This is a genomic window from Rhodococcoides kroppenstedtii (assembly GCF_900111805.1).
Classification (GTDB): Bacteria; Actinomycetota; Actinomycetes; order Mycobacteriales; family Mycobacteriaceae; genus Rhodococcoides; species Rhodococcoides kroppenstedtii.
This window is the reverse complement of sequence record NZ_FOJN01000009.1, coordinates 18,816-35,498: the sequence shown is the minus strand read 5'-3', so window position 1 is coordinate 35,498 and position 16,683 is coordinate 18,816. Positions and strand designations below refer to the sequence as shown.

Here is a 16,683-nt window from a genome sequence, read left to right as displayed (position 1 = left end):
GGCGAGACCGACGAGAGGCAGCTCTGTGACCACAGTTCGCCACGATGCGATGGACCTTGTCCGTGCCCACCCCGGTGTGTATGCACCGCAGGACGATTCGCGTTTCCTCTGCGACGTCATGGCGGTGGCCTCGGCGCCGCTCGACGCCCGTGTTCTCGATTTGTGCACTGGCACCGGCGTCCTGGGAATCCAGGCCGCACTGCTCGGCGCACGCGAGGTTCTCGCCTACGACATCAACCCCCGTGCCGTGGCCTGCGTCGCCGACAACGCCCGACGGATCGGTGCCGAGGTGGACGCCCGGCGCGGCACCCTGACCGACGCGCTCGCCGAGCGGCCGTTCGATCTGGTGGTCTCCAATCCTCCGTACGTGCCGTCGCCGAACCGGCCCGAAGGCGTCGGGATTCACCGCGCCTGGGACGCCGGTGACGACGGCCGCGTGGTCCTCGACCCGCTGTGCGACGCCGTCCGTGAGCTGCTCACGCCGGACGGAACCATGCTGATCGTCCATTCCGAGTTCTCCGGCGTACCGGAGACGCTGCGCCGTCTCACCGCGGCGGGTGCCGTCGCGGACGTCGCGGCCCGCCGTCGCATCGCGTTCGGCCCCGTCATGCATTCTCGCGCCGCCTGGTTGGAGGCGTCGGGCAAGCTGGAGCCGGGCCGCCGTTCGGAGGAATTGGTGGTCGTGCGAGCTCGCCGTGCCTGACGGGTCCGACGGGCGCGAGGTACGCCGGGTGCGGGTGGTGCCCGGTGGTCCGGTGATGGTCGAGGGCCCGGTCGACGTCGAACTCGAGGACGGCACCTCGGTCCGGTCGGATCGATTCATGGTGGCGCTCTGCGCGTGTCGGCGAAGCAAGAACTACCCGTTCTGCGACACGAGCCATCGACGCAAGGTTCGGGCGACGCGCGAGAACACCTGACCGACGGGTGTTTGGTCGCGTTCGTCGGGGTTATTCGGCGCCCGTGGACGTTCATCCGACTACACCAGATCAGGCTCCCCGTCCGGGGCCGACCGACGCCGAGTGGCGGGACGTGTTGCACCAGCGCGGTCTTCGCGTGACGGTGCCACGCCTGCTGGTCCTCGGCGTCATCGCCTCGCATCCCCACGTCGACGCCGGCTTCGTCGCGCGCACCCTGCGTCACCGGGGCCTGTCCCGGCAGACCGTCTACGGCAACCTCGACGCGCTGGTGGCCGTCGGACTGTTGCGCCGGGTCGAGCCGGCCGATTCCGCTGCCCTGTACGAGCTTCGGATCGAGGGCGACGATCACCATCACCTGATGTGCCGGCACTGCCGTCGTCTGTTCGACACCGCGATCGTGCCGGGAGTGGACCTCGCGCCGACCGGATCGGACGTGCCCGATTTCCGAGTGGACGGGGTCGACGTCTTCTTCTGGGGCGTCTGCGGAGATTGCGCAGCGCAGCGGGGCTTGACCGCTTCGGCCGGGGGTACACGGCCGTCATGAGTGACGATCGCGAGAAGATGCTGGCCGATCATCGACGGCCGGAGGGGGTCTCGGACGAGACCGTCGAGGCCGTGGGGTCGGTGTCCGAGGCGCTGGAATGGGTGGAGCGCGCTCGCGGTGCTCTCTACGACTTCCACCAGATGATGGGCCGGGCGGACCTCACTCTCGGCGAGGCCGCCGACGCGTTGCGCGACGCGGGCCACCCCGACGAGGCCGACGAACTCGAGCGGAACGTGGTGGGGCGCAACGTGCTCGAGGGCCGGTGGACCTTCCAGATCGTCGAGGACTTCGACGACGGCTACTGGACCACCGTGCGCGACCACGAGCGGCGGATCCGGGAACGCCTGATGGACGGTCGGCGGCACGTGTTCGAGGCCGAGATGAAAGAGGACCGGCGCACCCACGGGCGTCGTGGGCACGAGGCACGGCCGTGACGCCGCAGGTGCGCCCCGAGGACGTCGACGACCTGCTCGGCGGGGCGGAGGGTGCCGTCCTGGTGCTGCGTGGTTCCGGTGGGGATTCCGGAGGGGTGCCCGAGGTGGTCGTGACCGAGGACGAGGGGGAGGACCTGCTGGTGACCACGCGCGCAGCCTTGGTTCGCGAGCTCGGCGACCGGCCCGATTCCGAGGCCGTCGCCCGCGCGGCCGCCGCCCTGACCGACGTCGTCGCCAAGCTCGGCGCGTGACCACCGGATCGAGAGGACTGCCATGAGCGAGAGCACGACACCGGACCTGTCGGGATACGGCGAGGCCATGGGCCCACCGGACTTCGGCACCCCGCACTCGGGGGAGCAGTCCGGAGCGGCCGAGCCGGACGAGTCGGGGACCGAGTCGGACGACATCCCCGGGTACTCCGTGCCGCCGGCCGAGACCGACGACGCCGGCTGAGTCGCGTCGGCCCGTCGGCCAGGGCAGAGGTCAGCGGCCCAGCGCGGCCAGTCCCGTCGACACGCCCAGGCCGAGCAGTCCGCGCAGCCCCCGCGGAGTCAGCGCGGTGGACCAGCGGGTGGTGTCCGACGGCGCGTCCAACGGCCGCCCGGCGAATCGATCCGCCAGCCACTCCATGACCACCGATGCGGTCAGCGGGTGCAGCGAGATGTGGTCGGCCAGCCGGTCGCGGTCGTAGCGCACGTGGGCTCCGGCCTTGCGGTAGCGCTGCACCTGACCGTCGACGTCGTCGCAGGCGATGATCCAGTCGTAGGCCGCCTGATTGATCATCAGCGGGAACCTCGGCGCCGACTTGCCCGGCTGGATGTCCTGGAAGATCTGCACGAGTTCTGGCCGAGCCATGATGTCCGCCAGGGGAATTCGGGTGTAGCGATCGAGATCGTGCATCATCAGCGCGAGGGTCGCGTGCACCGTGGTCCGACTCTGCAAGCGGCGCAGGATGTCCTGACCCGGTTCGGCCACCGTCTCGTCGATGATCCGCGCGAGGTCCGGGTAGGTCCGGCGCAGTCCCTCGACCACCATCGTCGGCAGCGCGGCGAAGAGCCCGCCGTTCAGGCGTGTGAACGCCGAGGCGGGATCGCCCACCGGTGAGCCGAGCGCACCCGCGACGATGTTCAGTTCGGGGGCGTAGGTGCCCGCGGCCTCGACGGCCCAGGACGTCGCGAGTCCGCCGCCGGAGTAGCCCCACAACGCAACGGGATTGCTCGGGCCGAGTCCGGCCGGCTCGAAGGACAGGGTGGCGCGCACGCCGTCGAGCGTGATGTAGCCCGGTTCCACCGGCGCACCCCACCGCCCGTCGGCACCCTCGTGGTCGGGCAGGGTGATGGCCCACCCGCGTCGCAACGCGTAGCGCACCACCACCATCTCCACCTGCGGCAGCGAACCCAGCGCATGGGCGCCACGTCGCAACGCGTAGGACGGGAAGCAGCGGTCGCTCACGGCGTCGATGGCGCACTGATAGGACACCACCGGCCTGGTCTCGTCCGGTCGCGCTCCCGCGGGCAGCAACACGGTGGTCACCGCGGTGGACGGATCGCCGTGCAGGTCCGACGTGCGGTACAGCAGCTGCCACGCGTCGATGCGCTGGGGGACCAGTGAGAACAGCCCGACCTCCACCCGTCGCGCCCGCAGCACGTCACCGGGCTCCGCGCTCTCGAACCCCTTCGGCACGCGGTAGAAGGGATCGGTCGACGGCAGGCCCACCGGCCGCGGGGAGAACGGCACCTCGTCCGGGGTGCTCGGCTCCGCCGCCTCGTGCTGGACGCTCATGTCGCTCCGCTTCCCTCGGCCCCGAGTGGCAGGGACGGGTTCGGTCCCTCGGGTAACAGTAACCCCGCGTCCGAGACGCCCCGTCAGCGCAGGACCACGGCCTCCCTGCCGTCGTCGACGGGCAGTCCCTCCGTCACCACGGCGGTCACTTCGGAGGAGTTCAGCGTCATCGCGCCGCGGTAGTTGGTCAGGAAGGCCGTGTCGGCGGCGTCCCGTCCCGTGGCGATCCGCACCAGCGTCTGCCGCGGGGCCAGCGCCGTCGAGTCGACCACCAGCCACCGGTCACCCACCATCGCCTCGACGACGGCGTGGAAGTCCATCGGATCGCACCCGGGGGCGTAAACGGCGACCAGTCGGGCCGGCACGTTCAGCGCGCGGAGCATCGCCACGACCAGGTGGGCGTAGTCGCGGCAGACGCCGGCCCCGGCCAGGAGTGTGTCCGCGGCCCCGTCGATGGGGTCGCTGCTGCCGGGCACGTAGCTGAGCCGGGCACCCACCCAGTCGGCGACGGCGGTCACCACGTCCGCGTCGTCCTCGATGCTGCCGAACTCGGTGGCGGCGAACCCGAAGAACTTGTCCGCCTCGGCGTAGCGGCTCGGCCGCAGGTAGATGGCGCGTTCGAGCTCGGTGGTCGGGGCGGGATCGGCGAGTCCGGTGACGGTGGCGTCGTACTGCACCAGAACCTTCCCGCTCTTCACGGGCAGTCGGTGCACCCGCGTGCCGTGGGATCCGGCGAACTCGGTCACCTCGGCGGGCTCGCCGTCGACGGTGATCGACAGCGTGTCGACGACGTCCGCACCCGGCAGTGGAGCCACCGCGATCTGCAGTTCGAGCGTGGTGGGATCGGTGACCTCGAGATCGAGGCGGGCGGAGACGACGCGTTCGGTCATGCGCGCAGCGTACGGGCGCGGCGGGAACGGGGCCGGATGAGAGGGGCCGGTGGAGCCGATGACGGGAATCGAACCCGCGTATTCAGCTTGGGAAGCTGATGTTCTGCCATTGAACTACATCGGCGCGCGCGACCGGTGGGGCCGTGCAGCGCCCAGGCTATCAGGAGGTCGCGGCGGGTCAGTAGCCTGGCCGCGTGCTGCTTTCCGATCGTGACATCAGGGCCGAGGTGACGGCCGGGCGACTGGGTGTCGACCCGTTCGACGAGTCGATGGTGCAGCCGTCGAGCGTGGACGTGCGGCTGGATTCGCTGTTCCGGGTGTTCGTCAACTCGAAGTACACCCACATCGATCCGAAGCAGCAGCAGGACGATCTGACGACGCTGGTGGAGCCGGGCGAGGGCGAGCCCTTCGTGCTGCATCCGGGCGAGTTCGTGCTGGGGTCGACGCTGGAGGCGATCACCCTGCCGGACGATCTCGCGGGTCGCCTCGAAGGCAAGTCGAGCCTGGGACGTCTGGGACTCCTCACACATTCGACGGCGGGGTTCATCGACCCCGGTTTCAGTGGCCACATCACGTTGGAGCTGTCCAACGTGGCCAACCTGCCGATCACCCTCTGGCCGGGCATGAAGATCGGCCAGTTGTGCCTGTTCAGGCTGTCCAGCCCGGCCGAGCGGCCGTACGGTTCGTCGACGCTCGGATCGAAGTACCAGGGACAACGCGGCCCGACGCCCTCGAAGGCCTACTTGAACTTCCGAACCTAGACTTTCGGTCGGTTTCATCCGGACATTACGTTGATACGCCCGGTTTGAGCCCGTACTATCGGTCTGTCCGTATTCACGACCGATGGTGGTGACTCATGCCAGCCCAATTGTTCGGTGTCACGATGAGCACCGGCGTCGTCCGCGGCGCGACGGTGTCCGAGACCGGCGAGTTGCTCGCGGTGACCGAACGCCCCGTGTCCATGGACCGGGCATTGGACAACGCGTGCGACGCCGCCCTGGAGTTGGCTGCGGCCGCGGGTCACGACGCGCCGGTCATGGCGATCGGCGGCGATCCCGAGGACTGGGTCGGCCGCGGCGGAGTGCGCCTGGTCGGGGAGTGCGACGCGTTCCTCGCGGCGGCCCGAGTCGAGGGATGCGTCGACGACGCGCGGGTGATCGCGGTGGTCGACGTCGGCCGCGTGGGCACGCGAATCCACCTGCTGGACACGCTGACCGGGCGTCTGATCTCCAGTGTCGGCACCGACGAATTCTCCGGCGACGCCCTCACCATGGCCGTCACCTCGTACCTCTGGTCCACCTACGGTGCTGCCGAGCGCGGCGGGTCCGCCGAGATGGCCGGCCTCGCCGCGGCCGCCGATCGGGCCGTGCGCATGCTGGGGACCGAGCGGGCCGTCGATCTGTCCGGACCGTTCGTGACCGACCCGGTTCGCCTGCGCCGCAGCGAGTTCGACGCCATCGTGGCCGACTGTGCGGTGCGCGTCCAACCCCTGATCGACGACGCGGTGCGCCTCGGCGCGCAGGTCGTGCTGCTGGTCGGTGGGTGCGCGGAGTCGACGTCGGTGGTCGACGTCATCGCCCACCGCACCGCCGCCCCGGTCCGCGCGCCGCGGCACCCCGCTGCGTTCTCGGCAATGGGCGCCGCCAACCTGTCCACCGTGATCCCGTCGGCCCGGCTCTTCGCGGCGCCGCGAAGCATTCCCGCACAACGGGTTCCGGTGGTCGAGCGCCCCGCTGCAGAAGCGGTGGAGACCGGTCCGGCGCCGATCGGCGCCCACGCTGCGGCCGAGCGACGCCGATCCCCGCGGGTCGCCGCCGTCGCCGGAACCGCGGCCCTGGTGGCCGTCGCCACCCTGGGCGCGGCGGCGGGGGCGTCGGAGCGCGTACCGGTCGACGTCCGTGCGACGGATCGCGTCGTGGCCACCTCGGGTGTGTCGACGCCCGACGCCACCCCCGCGCAGACCCGCCCGCAAGGCGCCGCGCCGGCACCGACGTCGACCGACACCACGACGGCCACGACGGCCCCCACCCTCCCCCTGACGGACGTCGCCGGCACCGTCACCTCGCCCCCGTCGGTGACCACGTCGACCGATCCGCGGCAGCCGTCCGCTTCGGCGCCGTCGTCGGCGCGACCGGACACTGCGCCCGCCGCGGGCGGCCCCAGCGGGCCCGGACGGTCCTCGGCGGCGAACGGGGGCGGTGGCCGGGACACCACGCCCACCCGCGACCGTGACGACGACCCGACGCCGCGTCCCCCGGCCTCGACCTCGGCGCCCGGCACATCGGCGACCACATCCCCGCCGGCGGCGACCACGACCGTTCGCCCCAGCACGTCGTCGGCTCCCCCGAAGCCCACCACCACCCCCACTCACTGACATGGACATCGTCACCAGCGGTCACGGAAGGCTGCGCGCATGCACATCGCCCTAGGGGTCGTCGTCGACGAGGACTCCGTCACGGCCGCCCTCGTCGACGTGGACCTGCCGCAGCTCGGCCCGGTGGACGAGCGGACCACCCGTCTCGGCGACGGGGACGTCGGCGACGCGGTCGCCGCCGCGATCGGCGTCATGTCGTTGCGGGCCAAGCGTGCCGACCTCGGCGTGCATCGCACCGCCGTCGCGCTCGGCGATCCGTCCCTGTGGCACAGCGTGTCTCGCGCACTCGAGCACCACCTGCTCGCCGATGTCGCGCTCGTCGATCTCGACAGTCTGTCGAGCGTCGACCCCGACGGTCGGTACGGCGCACCGGTGGACGCGGCGCTGTGGGCTGATCGTGGCGCGACCGTGGCCGCCCCCGTGCTGATTCCCGACGCGCCCGATGCGCCGCCGCCCGCCTCGCCGCGGCGGCGCGGCATGGCGGTCGTCGGAGCGGGCGTCGCCGCCGCGCTGATCGCGGCGTCCGTCACGGTGTGGGCCGCCACCACCGCACCCCGTGTGGTGTCGGAGCCGGCGCCCGGTGCGGTCGAGTCCGCGACGTCCGACGGATCGGACGGAACGGCCGGCACCGACGCCCCGTCGACCCCCGGCGTCGCGACGCCGCCGTCGAGCGCGCCGGCACCGTCGTCGGCCCCCGGGAGCGAGAACGCGGAGTCCGGAGTCGGTGGGGTTGCCGGAGCGGTCGAGCCTCGCCTCGCCGTGCCCGCGCCCCCGGGGTCGCAGGCGGCGCGTCCCGATGCGCCGTCCGTGCCGCGCCCACAGTCCGCCGGCGGGTCGCCCTCGTCGGGTGGTGGCACCTCGTCGGGCGGAGGCTCGTCGAGCGGGGGCACGTCGGGCGGTGGCGGCGCCTCGGGCGGTGGCACGTCCGGCGGTGGAACCGGGGGAGGCGGCGGGAGCACCGGAACCCCCGGCACCGGCTCGCCCGGTACCGGCGGCGGGACGCCCAGCACCGGCGGTGGCAGCACGACGGTCGACCCGCCCGTCGTGACGGCCGAGCCCTCTGACACCGAGCCTTCCACCCCGAACGAGCCCGAGCCCGACCCGGGGCCGAACGACGAGTCCACCGACGGCGAGTGAACGCCGGGTAGTGAAACAAACCAAAACTCCACAAATTGGGCACGGTGCATCCGCCGTGCAGGTTTAAGCTCGTCCCGACGGCGCAGGGCGACGACACGGGGCGGGCAGATGCGAGCAGTGGTGGGGGTCTCTCTCGGTGCATCCGCAGTTCGTGCGGCGATCATGGACCCGATGGGTCGTGCGCTGCTCGGCACCGAGTCGGTCACGGTTCCTCGGGGGCGTGACCGGCTCGAGGCCGCGGTGGAGATCGTCGATTCGGTCTGCGCACGTCACGCCGGCAACCGCGAGAGCGCTGTCCTGGTCGTCCCGGACGATCCGCGCTGCCGGGTCGGGTCCGCCGCGACCGTTCTGCACGAGGGTGGGTGCGTGCGGGTCGCGTCGGAGCTCGGCGCCCAGCTGACCTACCTGACTCTGCGCGGGTTGGTGGAACCTCAGTCCACGATCGCGGTGGTCGACATCGGGAAGTCCGGGACGTCGGTGTCCGTGGTCGACGTCGGCAGCGGGATCGTGCACGACGCCGAGTGGTCGGACGCGTTCCGCGGAGCCACGGTGGCCGCAGCCGTTCGCGAACACCTGCTCTCGGCCTACGGCACGTCCGCCCCGCGCACCCCGAGCGCCGACGCCACTCTCGACGACGGAGTCGAATGGGCTCTGGAGATGCTTGCGGTGCACCGTGCGGTGCAGGTGGGTGGCCCGTTCCTCGGCGGATCGGTGACGGTGTTCCGGACGACGGTCGATCGCCTGGTGCTCGATGCGGTGACCGCGGTGTCGTCGTGGGTGTACGACGTGGTGGCTCGCGGCCGACGCCGCGTGGACACGGTGGTGCTGGTGGGTGGGCCGGCCAACCTGCCGCTCGTGCGGGGCGTGTTCGCGCAGCAGTGGGGCGAAGCGCTGGTCATGCCCGCGGAGCCGCAGTCACTGGCGGCGCGGGGAGCGGCGGTACTGGCGGCGCGGACCGTCTCGGCGCAGCACCGGTTCGCGTCCGCGTCGTAGGCCCGTGCGAGTTTTCCCGCATTGTCTCGCCGGCATCAGCGGATCCGCGGATTCGATCTCGATCGTGTGGCAGAACTCGCGCGGCAGCTACAGGTGCCAGCGCATCGTCACGACGGTCCCCTCCGACGAGGTGTCGACGGTGGCGTGGTCGGCCAGCGCGTGGATGAGCGGAAGTCCTCGCCCCCGTCGCGGATCGTCCTCGTGGTCCATCCACCGGCCGTGATCGGCGACGTCGACGGCAACGGTGCGGCTGTCGGTCACCACGGCGTGCAGCGTCACGGTGCAGGCGTCGTCACGGGCGGCGTCGCTGCAATACGCGTGCTCGACGCTGTTGGCCAGCGCCTCGTAGGTCGCCAGCGTGATGTCCTGACATCGCTCGTCGTCGATCCCGTGGGTCTCGAGCCAGCGCTGGACGTCGGTACGCACGGACGACAGCCGCCGGGGTTCGGCCGGGATGTCGACCAGGGCGAATTCGGGGGCGGGCATCGCCTCCGCGGTGTCCGTGTGCTGCGCGAGCCCTGCCGTCATGCGCCGTCTGTACCCACTGCAGGGCCCTCTCTCACACGGCCGCCACGGGAAGTTCGTCACAGACCGGTCACGACGACGGTTTACGACCAGGTAAATTGGACCGACGACGGAGAAGTTGAAACTTTTTTCTTCTCCGCACCGATACCTCGCATCAGTGGTACCGAATCCATGCACGAGGGAACTCGTGATCCCGGTCACGTCGCATCGGCGCGCGTGACCGGTGCGGCAGGCAGTGGGATCGACTCGACGGAACGGAGCGGCCGATGTTCAGAACGGCGCAGCGCCGTCGCAGCGAGTCGGCACGAAACTACGTCGACTTCTCCGTCGAGGACCCGTCGCTCGACACCCTGCTGTCGCTGGCGGCCACCACCCTGGGCTTCGCCACCGCCATGGTGAACATCATCGACGAGGACCGGCAGTACACCGTCGCCAAGCACGGCGATCGAGGTCCGACCGTGATGCCCCGCGACGACGCCACCTGCGCCCTCGTCGTCGACGCGGGTCGGCCCGTCGCGATCAGCGACAGCCGTCGGGAGGCGCGGTCGACGGACCCGTTGGTCGCCGCCGCGGCGGCCAACCTGGTGCGACTCGAGTACCGGTCCTACGTCGCCGTACCGCTCGTGGGGCGGGAGGGGTTGGTGATCGGGACGCTGTGCGTCGTCGACACCGAGCCGCATCCCGCCGGTGACTACGTCCTGTCGACGTTGTCCGACTTCGCGCGCCTGGTGGAGTCGCACCTCGACGCGATCCGCGGGCACGGTCGGTCGACGTGGGCGCCCCGCGGTCCCGGCGCGGTCCTGGGCGAGGGCGAGATCGTCCCGTGGTTCCAGCCCATCGTCGATCTCGACTCCGGAGACGTCGTCGCGTTCGAGGCGCTGGCGCGTCTGCTGCGGCCGACGCGTACCGGTGTCGACGTGGTGCCGCCGGAGGATTTCTTCTCCGCCGTCGCCGACACCGACCTCGAGATCGACGTCGATCACACGGTGCTCGCCGGCGCGCTGGCGGCGTTCGCTGAATGGCTGACCGACGTGCCGACGCTCGATCTCCACGTCAACCTCTGCGCTCGGCATCTCGGGGTGGCCAGGTCCGTCGAGCAGCTCGACGAGATCGTCGCCGCGTCGGCGGTGCCGCCGCAGCGCGTCGTCTTCGAATTGACCGAGACCCGGTCCTATACGGACTCGCCGCGGGCGGTGGCCTTCGTGCGGGATCTCCGACTGCGGGGTTATCGCGTGGTGTTGGACGATCTGGGGACCGGTCATTCGAGCCTCGAACGTCTGATGGAGCTGCCCGTCGACGGATTCAAGGTGGACAAGGCCCTGAGCCACCGCATGGGCTCGCCGGACGGCGACACTTTGGTGGGCGCGTTGACGGGCTTCGCCTCGGTGACCGAGCGCAGCGTGGTGGTCGAGGGGATCGAGACGGAGGAACAGGCGAGGTCGGCGCGGCACAATGGGTGCACGCTGGTCCAGGGTTTCCTCTACTCTCGCGCTGTGCCCGCGGCCGACGTGCGCGCTCTCGGTCTCGTGTGATCGGAGCGCGTCTCGGCGTGCGGAACGGACAGACGTCAGCGGCTCGAGGAAACGTGGCTGCCGCGTGAACGGGCACCGCGGACCGGAGCCGGGCGTATCCCACGTCCGGCGAGGGGTCGTGGTGTCGGGAGTCGGGAGTCGACGATGAGAAATGCTTACACCGCCCAGCTGGGCGATCTGAACGCCGATCTGTGCGAGCTGGCCACCGGCGCCGAGGAGGCGATGCGGCGGGCCAGTCGGGCGCTGCTCGACGCCGATCTCCGGGCCGCGGAGGAGGTCATCGCGCGCGGAGAGGCGCTGGCCGAACTCGGCACCCGTTGCGAGGACGAGGCCGTCAAGGTGCTGGCCCTCCAGGCGCCGGTGGCCGCGGATCTCCGCCGGGTCTTCTCCGCCGTGCGGATCAGCAGCGACCTCGCGAGAATGGTCGGTCTGTCCGTTCACATCGCGGAGGCGGCGCGGCGCCGCTTTCCCGAGCCGATCGTTCCCACCGATCTGATCGAGCCGTTCGAGGAAATGGCGCGACTGTGCCTGGAGATGTGCGAGCGCATCGTGGCGGCATTGCGGTCGAGCGAGCTCGAGCACGTCGAGGACCTCGATCGAATGGACGATCGGGTGGACGAACTCAAGTCGGTCGTTGTGGGCCGGGTGGTGGCCGAGGACGGACCGGATGTCGTCAATGCGGTCGACGTGGCGTTGCTGGGACGGTATTTCGAGCGGTATGCCGATCAAATCGTGGATGTCGCGTCCAGAATCGTTTTCTTCGTCAGTGGGCGAAAGAATTGAATTGGGCGATCGCGTCGTTCGATCGGTTGCTTTTCGTGAGATCCAACTATGTGAGCGCGGCCACTGTGCTCCACTGTGCAGGTCCTGCGAACAGGCAATAAGGTAACGGACTGACGAGTCGGATCGATGAACCGGCCGTGCCCGCTCTCGGCTTGAAAGGTTCGCGCGTGTCTGCACCCAACTTCGCGGAAAGTGTGTCGCTCGGTGACGCATCGGGCGAGAATTCGTCGTCCTCCGGGCGAATTCGTCGCCCCCGCCGGGTGGCGTCGCGCCGTGAGTGGGAACGCGGTCTGATCGACCGCGTGCGACTGGCCGACACCGTGGTGGTGATCGCCGCCGTCGTCTGCGCGCAGGTGGTGCGGTTCGGCGCACCCCACCTCGCGTCCATCGCGTCCGTCGACTACACGGTGGTGTCGGTCCTGCTCGCCGGAACGTGGCTCGCGTTCCTGTCCATCTTCCGGACGCGATCGCCGCGTGTTCTCGGCAGCGGCGCCGAGGAGTACCGGCGCATCCTCTCGGCCACGTTCCGCCTGTTCGGCCTCGTCGCCATCGTCTCGCTGCTCCTGCGCATCGAGTTCGCCCGCGGGTATCTCGCGATCGCGCTGCCCTTCGGCCTGGCCGGTCTGCTGGTCTCCCGCTGGCTGTTCCGCCGCCACCTCGCCCGGCAGCGGCGCGAGGGCCGGTTCACGACGTCGGTGGTCATCGTCGGCAGTCACGCGTCCGCGCACGCGATGGCCCGGTCCTTCGCCCGCGACGCGTCGGCCGGATACGCCGTGGTCGGCGTCTGCCTCCCGCGCACCCAGCAGGTGGCGGACGAGCAACTGTCGGTGGACGGGCTGTCGCTGCCGATTCTCGGTGACGAGAACGACGTGCTGGCGGCCATCGAGGCGTCGGGCGCGGACACCGTCGCCGTCACCGCGACCGATCACATCGGTCACGAGGGCATCCGCCGCATGGTGTGGGACCTCGAGAAGAAGAACGTCGACCTGGTGGTCGCGCCCGGCGTGGTCGACGTGGCGGGCCCACGACTGCACATGCGGCCCGTGGCCGGCCTGCCGCTGATCCATGTCGAGAAGCCGCAGTACAACGGCGCCAGCCGGTTCGGAAAGACGGCGTTCGACCTGGTCTTCGCCTGTGCCGCACTGCTGGCGGTCCTGCCGTTGTTCCTGGTGGTCGCGGTGCTGATCAAGGTCACCAGCCGCGGTCCGGTCTTCTACCGGTCCGAGCGTATGGGTCTCGACGGCACGCCGTTCCAGATGATCAAGTTCCGCTCGATGGTGCAGGACGCGGACGCGCGGATCGAGGACTTGCTCGCCCTCAACGACAGCGACGGCGGCGTGCTGTTCAAGATGCGGGAGGACCCGCGGGTCACCGCGGTCGGACGCGTCCTGCGTCGGCTGAGCATCGACGAGCTGCCGCAGCTGTTCAACGTCCTGCGTCGCGAGATGTCGATCGTCGGTCCCCGTCCGCCGCTGCGCCGCGAGGTGGAGACGTACGACGGTGACGTGCGTCGACGCCTGCTGGTCAAGCCGGGCCTCACCGGTCTCTGGCAGGTCAGTGGCCGGTCCGACCTGTCCTGGGAGGAAGCGGTCCGCCTCGACCTGAGCTACGTCGAGAACTGGTCGATGACCGGCGACATGCTCATCGTGCTCAAGACCATCAAGGCGGTCGCGTCCAGCGACGGCGCCTACTGACCCGGCGTCGTCGACCGCCGGTCGATCGGATGCCGTCGTCCCGGTTGAGAAGGTCGTCGTGGGGGCACTCGATGGTCGACGAGGCGGTCGAGGACTGGGAGCACGGTTATGTGGCGCACAGACGGGGCCCACGCGGTCCGTGCGCTCGCCGATCTCTGTCGGCCGTTGGTGCGCTACACCGCCTGTGACGGCGCGTCGGTCGCTCTGATCAGCAATGCTGCTCACGACGTCCTCTATGCCACGGACGAAGTCGCGCTGGCCCTCGACGATCTGCAGTTCGCCACCGGCCACGGCCCGTGTTTCGACGCGCTGCGCACCGGGTCGCCCGTCCTCGTCGACGACGTCGCGCGCGAGGCGGACAGCCGCTGGCCGGGATTCTCCGGAGACGCGAAGCGCATCGGCGTGGGAAGCATCGTCGCCGTGCCGCTGTCGGCCGCCCGGGCGCCCATCGGGGTGCTGGAGCTGCACCGCGGAGGGGCGGGGGCGTTGACGGCGCGCCAGCTCGACGCGGTGGACCATTGTGCCGCCGAGATCGCCCGAACCCTGCTCGAGATGGTGGCCCGCAGCGAGTCCGGCGATCCGGGCTTCCCCCGGCTGCGACCGCACGTCGACATGGCCGTGGGCATGATCATGGTGCAGTTGTCGGTGTCGCCGGACGAGGCCCTCTCCCGTCTGCGCGCGGCCGCCTACGCGGCGCGGCGGCCCGTCGAGGACCTGGCCGTCGACGTCACCGAGCGGCGGGCGCGCTTCCACCGGGGGCAGGACACCTCGGACTCCACCGGCGGTTGAGTGCTCCGACGCGGCGAGGACCCGTCTACTGCTCGAGCACGCGCTGGTGGACCGTCATGAGCACCTTGCCGAGTTCGTCGGCGAACGCGCCGGGCGCCGTGTCCAGCGTCGCCAGGTCGGTGACGAACTGTTCCGCGAGATCGCGAACCTTGACGTTGGTGGTCTGAGACCGCCAGAGCAGCAGATCGAACGCCTTGTCCGCGGTGACGCCGAGAGCGATCATCAACGCACCCTTGGCCTGCTCGATCGCGGCGCGAGACTCCATGGCGGCGGCATACCCCTCGACGCGCCGGGCGGCCTGCTGGGCGCGCTCGTCGGCCGACAGAACGGACTGCGCGGCCCGGACGTAGACGCGCAGGGCCTGTTCGTCGACGGTGTCGAAATCGTGCCCGTGGTGACCGTAGAGATTGAGGGCGCCCACGTAGTCCTCGCCGGCGGTGATGGGAGCGGACAGGAAGCTCGTGACGTCGACCCGCTCGATGGCGCGGGCGAACGACGGCCACCGCTCGGCGGCCTGTGCGCGGTCGGCGCGCACGATGTCGCGTGTGACTGCCGCGTCGACGCAGGGACCCTCCTGCTGCTCGTACTGTGCGGCGTCGATGGCCAGGACGAAGGCCTCGGTGCTGGCGGCGGTGACGGCGGTGCCGTCCCGCAGCACGGTCACCCCCGCCGCGTCCGCTCCCGGCACCGCCGTGACCACGCGGGCGCAGATGGACGCCAGCTCGGCGTCGGCGTGCTCGAAGGAGCGAACGACGGAGTCGAGGTCCTTCAGCGCTTCGGCGAGGGTGGCCAGAACCTCGTCCGTGGACGGTGTGGAAAGTGGGTCGTCCGCGTTCGTACCGGTGGTCATGGTGAGCCCTTCGTCGGCGGAGAACGAGCACCGCAACGGGGATCGGGTCCGTGCACGGCCGTGCGTCGGTGACGCTACCCCCCTCGGGGCTCGCGACCGACTGCGTCGGCCGGATCGAGCCGCGTCAGCAGGTCCTGTAGTCCCGCCTCGAAGTCCGCGTCGCCGGGATCGCGCGAGAGGTCGTCCCGCAGAGCCACCACGGTGGGGTAGTCGGTCGGGTCGAGGGAGTCCGACCCCGCCGAATCGGCGTCGTCGGTCCCGGCGACCTCGAGCAGCAGATGACCGAGCAGGAAGCTGGTGTACGAGCGGTAGGCCGCTGCCGCCGCCGGAGCGTCGAACCCGAAGTCCATCAGACTGGCGAGAAAGTTCTCGAGCCACCGCACGCTGCGTAGCGGCGGACGCACCCACGGCGCCGCGGACGGGCGCGTGGCGATGAGCGGAAAGACCTGCGGGTGAGCCAGAGCCATGCGGCGGACCCCGTGGGCGAGTCGGGTCAGGTAGTCCCGCCACCCGTCCGCGCCCTCGGCGAGCACCTGCGGATCGCTGTCCAGATCGTCGATGACCTGCTCGACGATGCCGTCCAGCAGATCGTCCTTGCCGGCGAAGTAGTGATAGAGCGCCATGGCCTCGACGCCGAGGCTGGACCCCAATCGGCGCATGGTCAGATCGCGTGCACCGTGGCGATCGATGAAGTCGATACCGGCGCGGAGAATGACCGTACGGGTCAGCTGACCGCGTCCGGGCGTCGCCGAAGACACCACCTTGCCCCTTTTCTCGAGACGATTGCCGACACTGTATGCCCCGTCTGGCACCGTCTCGGACATGGACGTGTTCGAGGCGATCGCCCGACGACGTGACGTGCGTCGCGAATTCACCGGCGACGTCGTTCCCGACGACGTGCTGTGGCGTGTTCTGGAGGCCGCCCACCGGGCGCCGAGCGTCGGCAACACCCAACCGTGGGACTTCGTCGTCGTGCGGGAGCGGGCCACGTTGCGCCGGTTCGCCGAGCACGTCGCCGCGCGTCGGGCGGACTTCGCGGCGTCGTTGCCGCCGGAGCGGGCCGCGACGTTCGACCCGATCCGCATCGAGGGCATCGAGACGAGCGGGACGGGCGTCGTCGTCACCTACGACGACGCGCGCGGCGGTGAGCACGTGCTCGGCCGAGCGACGGTGCGGGAGACCGGCTTGCTGTCGGTGGCGCTGGCGGTCGAGAACCTGTGGCTCGCGGCGACGGCCGAGGGGATCGGGGTCGGGTGGGTGTCGTTCTACGACGAGCCGTTCCTGCGGGATTTGATCGGTGTCGGCGGGGCGTCGCGTCCGGTCGCGTGGCTGTGCGTCGGGCCCGTCGAGACGCTGCAGGACGTGCCCGATCTCGAGCGGTTCGGCTGGCGGCCCCGGCGACCGTTGACAGACGCGGTGCACTGGGAACGCTGGTGACG

At 70.6% G+C, this 16,683-nt stretch carries 20 protein-coding genes and 1 tRNA gene; 15 read left to right on the top strand and 6 right to left on the bottom strand.

Annotation, left to right across the window (positions count from 1 at the left end; translation table 11 throughout):
• The first annotated feature begins 49 nt into the window (after positions 1–49).
• The 6 genes from BMZ18_RS11560 (at position 50) to BMZ18_RS11535 (ending at position 2,348) form a co-directional block, all read left to right on the top strand.
• Positions 50–703: a HemK2/MTQ2 family protein methyltransferase gene (locus tag BMZ18_RS11560; protein WP_139203940.1), complete on the top strand. Its 654-nt coding sequence runs from the start codon at positions 50–52 to the stop codon at positions 701–703.
• 55 nt (positions 704–758) lie between these two features.
• On the top strand, positions 759–917 hold the full coding sequence (locus BMZ18_RS11555; protein ID WP_068106384.1) for a CDGSH iron-sulfur domain-containing protein: 159 nt from the start codon (positions 759–761) through the stop codon (positions 915–917).
• A 136-nt stretch (positions 918–1,053) separates the two neighbouring features.
• Positions 1,054–1,461, top strand: a complete 408-nt coding sequence (locus tag BMZ18_RS11550) for a Fur family transcriptional regulator (protein ID WP_244516505.1) — start codon at positions 1,054–1,056, stop codon at positions 1,459–1,461.
• Complete coding sequence (locus BMZ18_RS11545; protein WP_068363407.1) at positions 1,458–1,895, top strand: hypothetical protein; 438 nt, start codon at positions 1,458–1,460, stop codon at positions 1,893–1,895. The genes BMZ18_RS11550 and BMZ18_RS11545 overlap by 4 nt, the downstream gene beginning before the upstream one ends.
• Positions 1,892–2,146, top strand: a complete 255-nt coding sequence (locus tag BMZ18_RS11540; RefSeq protein ID WP_068363408.1) for a hypothetical protein — start codon at positions 1,892–1,894, stop codon at positions 2,144–2,146. Before BMZ18_RS11545 ends, BMZ18_RS11540 begins: the two co-directional genes overlap by 4 nt.
• A gap of 22 nt (positions 2,147–2,168) precedes the next feature.
• Complete coding sequence (locus tag BMZ18_RS11535) at positions 2,169–2,348, top strand: hypothetical protein (RefSeq protein WP_068363410.1); 180 nt, start codon at positions 2,169–2,171, stop codon at positions 2,346–2,348.
• A gap of 30 nt (positions 2,349–2,378) precedes the next feature.
• On the opposite strand, the gene BMZ18_RS11530 is transcribed toward BMZ18_RS11535, so the two are convergent.
• The 3 genes from BMZ18_RS11530 to BMZ18_RS11520 form a co-directional block, all read right to left on the bottom strand.
• Positions 2,379–3,677 (bottom strand): lipase family protein, encoded by a 1,299-nt coding sequence (locus BMZ18_RS11530; protein WP_068363412.1) that lies wholly within the window; start codon positions 3,675–3,677, stop codon positions 2,379–2,381.
• Positions 3,678–3,760: 83 nt separating this feature from the next.
• Positions 3,761–4,567, bottom strand: coding sequence for a transglutaminase-like domain-containing protein (locus BMZ18_RS11525; protein WP_068363415.1), 807 nt, complete (start codon positions 4,565–4,567; stop codon positions 3,761–3,763).
• Between the two features lie 50 nt (positions 4,568–4,617).
• Positions 4,618–4,691: transfer RNA gene (locus BMZ18_RS11520), tRNA-Gly, on the bottom strand.
• Between the two features lie 70 nt (positions 4,692–4,761).
• Between BMZ18_RS11520 and dcd the strand changes: the two genes are divergently transcribed.
• The 4 genes from dcd (at position 4,762) to BMZ18_RS11500 (ending at position 9,071) form a co-directional block, all read left to right on the top strand.
• On the top strand, positions 4,762–5,328 hold the full coding sequence (dcd, locus tag BMZ18_RS11515; protein ID WP_068103481.1) for a dCTP deaminase: 567 nt from the start codon (positions 4,762–4,764) through the stop codon (positions 5,326–5,328).
• Positions 5,329–5,423: 95 nt separating this feature from the next.
• A complete protein-coding gene (locus BMZ18_RS11510; RefSeq protein ID WP_139203939.1) occupies positions 5,424–6,941 on the top strand; it encodes a hypothetical protein in 1,518 nt (505 codons plus the stop codon).
• A 39-nt stretch (positions 6,942–6,980) separates the two neighbouring features.
• Positions 6,981–8,078 (top strand): hypothetical protein, encoded by a 1,098-nt coding sequence (locus tag BMZ18_RS19715; protein ID WP_074922194.1) that lies wholly within the window; start codon positions 6,981–6,983, stop codon positions 8,076–8,078.
• Between the two features lie 171 nt (positions 8,079–8,249).
• Entirely contained in the window at positions 8,250–9,071 is an 822-nt protein-coding gene (locus BMZ18_RS11500) for an Hsp70 family protein (protein WP_167322522.1), read from the top strand.
• Between the two features lie 87 nt (positions 9,072–9,158).
• On the opposite strand, the gene BMZ18_RS11495 is transcribed toward BMZ18_RS11500, so the two are convergent.
• On the bottom strand, positions 9,159–9,599 hold the full coding sequence (locus BMZ18_RS11495) for an ATP-binding protein (RefSeq protein ID WP_139203937.1): 441 nt from the start codon (positions 9,597–9,599) through the stop codon (positions 9,159–9,161).
• 263 nt (positions 9,600–9,862) lie between these two features.
• Here BMZ18_RS11495 and BMZ18_RS11490 point away from each other — a divergent pair, with 263 nt between their 5' ends.
• The 4 genes from BMZ18_RS11490 (at position 9,863) to BMZ18_RS11475 (ending at position 14,394) form a co-directional block, all read left to right on the top strand.
• Entirely contained in the window at positions 9,863–11,128 is a 1,266-nt protein-coding gene (locus BMZ18_RS11490) for a sensor domain-containing phosphodiesterase (RefSeq protein ID WP_068365549.1), read from the top strand.
• Positions 11,129–11,272: 144 nt separating this feature from the next.
• Positions 11,273–11,911 (top strand): phosphate signaling complex protein PhoU, encoded by a 639-nt coding sequence (gene phoU / locus BMZ18_RS11485; RefSeq protein ID WP_068365548.1) that lies wholly within the window; start codon positions 11,273–11,275, stop codon positions 11,909–11,911.
• Between the two features lie 167 nt (positions 11,912–12,078).
• Positions 12,079–13,605, top strand: coding sequence for a sugar transferase (locus BMZ18_RS11480; RefSeq protein ID WP_503629791.1), 1,527 nt, complete (start codon positions 12,079–12,081; stop codon positions 13,603–13,605).
• A 108-nt stretch (positions 13,606–13,713) separates the two neighbouring features.
• Positions 13,714–14,394: a GAF domain-containing protein gene (locus tag BMZ18_RS11475; protein WP_068365546.1), complete on the top strand. Its 681-nt coding sequence runs from the start codon at positions 13,714–13,716 to the stop codon at positions 14,392–14,394.
• Between the two features lie 25 nt (positions 14,395–14,419).
• On the opposite strand, the gene BMZ18_RS11470 is transcribed toward BMZ18_RS11475, so the two are convergent.
• Both BMZ18_RS11470 and BMZ18_RS11465 read right to left on the bottom strand, forming a co-directional pair.
• Positions 14,420–15,244: a GAF and ANTAR domain-containing protein gene (locus BMZ18_RS11470; protein WP_139203936.1), complete on the bottom strand. Its 825-nt coding sequence runs from the start codon at positions 15,242–15,244 to the stop codon at positions 14,420–14,422.
• Positions 15,245–15,318: 74 nt separating this feature from the next.
• Positions 15,319–16,002 carry a TetR/AcrR family transcriptional regulator gene (locus tag BMZ18_RS11465; protein WP_244516504.1) on the bottom strand — a complete coding sequence of 228 codons (684 nt, stop codon included), beginning with the start codon at positions 16,000–16,002 and terminating at the stop codon, positions 15,319–15,321.
• Between the two features lie 64 nt (positions 16,003–16,066).
• Between BMZ18_RS11465 and bluB the strand changes: the two genes are divergently transcribed.
• Positions 16,067–16,681 carry a 5,6-dimethylbenzimidazole synthase gene (bluB, locus tag BMZ18_RS11460; protein WP_068365543.1) on the top strand — a complete coding sequence of 205 codons (615 nt, stop codon included), beginning with the start codon at positions 16,067–16,069 and terminating at the stop codon, positions 16,679–16,681.
• Positions 16,682–16,683 lie beyond the last annotated feature (2 nt).